Annotated in this window: 1 protein-coding gene; it reads left to right on the top strand. The window is 70.3% G+C overall.

The features are described from left to right. Positions 1-391 precede the first annotated feature (391 nt). Positions 392-4,177, top strand: a 3,786-nt coding sequence (locus ACFFIA_RS17375; RefSeq protein ID WP_377252170.1) for a type I polyketide synthase, incomplete at its 3' end; no start/stop codon positions are given.

Raw genomic sequence — 4,177 nt, 5'->3', positions numbered from 1 at the left:
TCGGCCGGCTGGTGGGGTGCGGCGGGCGGGGGTGTCGTCGTTCGGTTTGAGCGGGACGAACGCTCATGTGATCGTGGAGGAGGCGCCGGAGCCTGTAGAGCCCTTGGCGTCGGCGGAGCCGGTGGTGTCGTCGCTGCCTGGTGTGGTGGCGTGGCCGGTGTCTGGTGTTTCTGGGCCGGCGTTGCGGGCGCAGGCCGCTCGGTTGTTGGAGTTCGTTGCTGGGCGTGGCGAGCTGGATCCGGTGGATGTGGGTTCAGCTTTGGTCAGGTCGCGGTCGGTGTTCCGGCATCGCGCGGTGGTGGTCGGCTCTGACCGTGACGAGTTGTTGCGTGGGTTGGCCGCGCTTGTCGACGGGGAGCCTGGTGCCGTTCAGGGCACCGCTGGTGGTGGTTTGACGGCGTTCTTGTTCGCCGGTCAGGGCGCGCAGCGGCTGAGCATGGGCTCAGGGCTGCTGGAGGCGTTCCCGGTCTTCGCGGAGGCGTTCGACGCGGTGTGTGTCGAGCTTGACCCGCATCTGGATCGCCCGTTGCGTGAGGTGATCGCCGACGGTTCGGGCGGGCTGTTGGATCTGACTGGTTGGGCGCAGCCGGCGTTGTTCGCGGTTGAGGTGGCGTTGTTCCGGTTGTTGGAGTCCTGGGGTGTGGTCCCTGATCTTTTGTTGGGGCATTCGGTTGGTGAGTTGGCGGCGGCTCATGTGGCCGGTGTGTGGTCGTTGCCGGATGCGTGTCGTTTGGTGGCGGCTCGGGCGAGGTTGATGCAGGCTCTGCCGTCCGGTGGTGTGATGGCCGCGGTCCAGGCGTCCGAGGCGGAAGTTCGTGGGCTGCTGAGTTCGGGTGTGGATGTCGCGGCGGTGAACAGCCCTGGGTCGGTGGTGGTCTCTGGTGACGAGGGGCCGGTCGCCGCGGTCGAGGCCCATTTCGCCGGTCTGGGTCGGCGGGTGAAGCGGTTGCCAGTCTCGCATGCGTTTCATTCGGTGCGGATGGAGCCGATGCTTGCCGAGTTCGCCCGGGTGGCCGAGTCGTTGTCCTATGCCGCACCGACGATTTCGGTGGTGTCGAATCTGACTGGTCGGGTTGCCGCGCCTGAGGTGTTGTGTGACCCGGGGTATTGGGTGCGTCAGGTGCGTGAGCCGGTCCGGTTCGCCGACGGGGTGGCTACTCTCGCTGGGCTGGGCGTGACCCGGTTCGTCGAGGTTGGTCCGGATGCCACGTTGACTGCTTTGGCGGGGGAGTGTCTGGGCCAGGACGCTGTTCTGGTGCCGGTGTTGCGCAAGGACCGGCCCGAGCCGCATTCCGCTGTGACCGCTTTGGCCCGGCTGCACGTGCATGGCGCATCTGTTGACTGGACGGCTGTGTACGCCGGTCATTCCGCCCGGCACATCCCGCTGCCCACGTACGCCTTCCAAACCCAGCGCTACTGGCTGGAAGCGAGCGGCTCGGCCCTACCCGGCATGGAGGAGCACCCGCTGGTCGGCCCGGCGGTCGAGCTCGCCGGAAACGACGGCATGCTGCTCACCGGACGGGTGTCGGTGGGCACCCACCCGTGGCTCGCCGACCACGTGATCGGTGACCAGGTGCTCTTCCCAGGCACCGGGTTCGTCGAACTGGCGCTGTACGCGGGCGCCCAGGCCGGCTGCCCACACCTCGCCGAACTCACCCTTCACACACCGCTCGCCCTCCCGCAACGGACCACTGTCAAGCTCCAGGTGAGCGTCACCACGCCCGACCAGAGCGGCCAGCGCGGCATCACCATCCACTCACGGCACGGCGACGCCGACCCTGACGCCGGGTGGATCCACCATGCCACCGGCACTCTCGCCCGTACCGGTCACGCCCCGGCGTTCGAGTTGAGTCATTGGCCGCCGCCCGAGGCGACCCCCGTCGAGGTGGCCGCCACCTACCCGGACCTGGCCGCCCAGGGCTACCACTACGGCCCCACCTTCCAGAACCTGCGCCGCGCCTGGCAGCATGACGGCGACCTGTACGCCGAAATCGCTCTCCCCGACACCGCCACCACCGATGCCACCAACTACGGGCTGCACCCCGCGCTCCTCGACTCCGCATTGCACGTGGCCGGCATCGCCGGCGGCTTCGGGACCGACGAGCTCCGCGTCCCGTTCGCGTGGACCGAGGTCAGCCGCTGGGGGAGCGGACTGTCCGCGCTACGGGTGCGGATGCGGCGGACTGGCACCGACGCGATCTCGATCGAGCTGGCCGACGACACAGGTGCACCGGTCGCCTCCGTCGACTCGCTCCTGCTCCGAGCGGCATCGTCCGCCCAGGCCCCGCGCGAATCCATGTACCACGTGGTGTGGTCACCCGCAGCGCTGCCGACTGTGCACGACGCCGGAGAAACCGACCCGCACCTCCTACTCGTACCGTCCGATGCGGATGCCGAGCCGCCGGCCGCGGCACGGGAAGCGTTGGCGTGGCTGCTCGGCCGGCTGCAGGAATGGCTCGCAGCGGAGCGCGACGGGGCAGCACGCCTCGCCGTCGTGACGAGCAGAGCCGCCGTCACCTCCAACGACGACGACGTGAACCTCGCCCACGCACCGCTCCTGGGCCTGGTGCGCGCCGCGCAGGCCGAGCATCCCGGCCGGCTGGTCCTCGTCGACCTCGACGGCACGGAGAGTTCGCGCGCTGCGCTGCCGGCGGCGCTGACGTCGGGCGAACCCGAGTTCGCGCTGCGGGCCGGGCACATGCTCGTTCCTCAGCTCGTCCGGACGCCAGCCGACCCGGCGACGGACAAGCCAGCACCGGGGAGCGCGGGGACCGCCCTGATCACCGGGGGCACCGGCGGCCTCGGCGCGCTCGTCGCCCGCCACCTTGTGACCGCGCACGGCATACGGCACCTCGTTCTGGTCAGCCGCCGAGGCATCGCCGCTCCAGGCGCCGGCGACCTGGTCGACGAGCTGGTCGGGCTGGGCGCGACCGTTTCGGTGGTGCCCGGCGACGTCGCCGACCGGAGCGTACTGGCGGACGCGTGCGGGCGGATTGCGCCCGAACACCCGCTCACCATCGTCGTGCACGCCGCCGGCGTGCTTGACGACACGGTCGTCACCGGGCTGACCCAGCAACGGCTGGACGCGGTGCTGCGCCCGAAGGTGGACGCCGCCTGGCACCTGCACGAGCTGACCCAGGGGCACGACCTTGCCGCGTTCGTAATGTTCTCCTCGGCGGCGGGGACGTTCGGTGCGGCGGGGCAGGGCAACTACGCGGCGGCCAACACCTTCCTGGACGCCTTGGCCCAGCACCGGCACGGCCTCGGCCTGCCGGCGGTGTCGCTCGCCTGGGGGCCGTGGGATCGCACCGGCGGCATGACGGCGCGGCTCGGCGATGTCGACGCCCGGCGACTGAGCCAGGCCGGAATCGGTGAACTCGCGGCGGAGGACGGCCTCGCGCTGCTCGACAGCGCGCTCGGCACCGACCGTGCGGTGCTGTCCCCGATCCGGTTGGAGCTAGCGAAGCTGCCACCGGCCGACCAGGTACCCACGATCCTGCGCGGGCTGGTCCGTCCGTCGACCCGGCGAAACGCGATCGCCAGCGGCGGCTCCGTGTCGCTCGGCGAACGGGTCGCCGCCATGACCAAGGCGGACCGCGACCGGCTCCTGCTGGACCTGGTGCGCGCGCACGTCGCGATGGTGCTCGGCCATTCGACCGGCGAGTCAGTCGCGCCCGACCGGCCGTTCGACGAGTTCGGATTCGACTCGCTGTCAGCGCTCGAACTCCGCAACAGGCTCAGCGCGGCCACCGGAGTCCGGCTGCCAGCCACCCTGATCTTCGACTATCCGACGCCGACCGCGGTGGCCCGGCACCTCGACACCGAACTGGCCGGCACCGAACCGGCTCGCCCCGACCGCATGCCCCCAGCCACGGCCGAGCCCATGCACAACGGCGACCCGATCGCGATCGTCGGTATGGCCTGCCGCTACCCAGGTGGCGTCTCTTCGCCCGAATCGTTGTGGGACCTGGTCGACGGCGGTGTCGACGCGATCGGGACGTTTCCGACCGATCGCGGCTGGGACGTCGAAGCGTTGTACGACCCCGACCCCGACCGGGATGGCAAAAGCTACGTACGTGAGGGGGGCTTCCTCGACGACGCCGGCGCGTTTGATCCAGAGTTCTTCCGGATCAGTCCGCGTGAGGCGTTGTCGATGGATCCGCAGCAGCGGTTGTTG

Source organism: Phytohabitans kaempferiae, from assembly GCF_042433955.1.
Taxonomy (GTDB): Bacteria; Actinomycetota; Actinomycetes; order Mycobacteriales; family Micromonosporaceae; genus Phytohabitans; species Phytohabitans kaempferiae.
The sequence above is the reverse complement of the archived record's forward strand: the minus strand, read 5'-3'. Positions and strand labels throughout refer to the sequence as shown.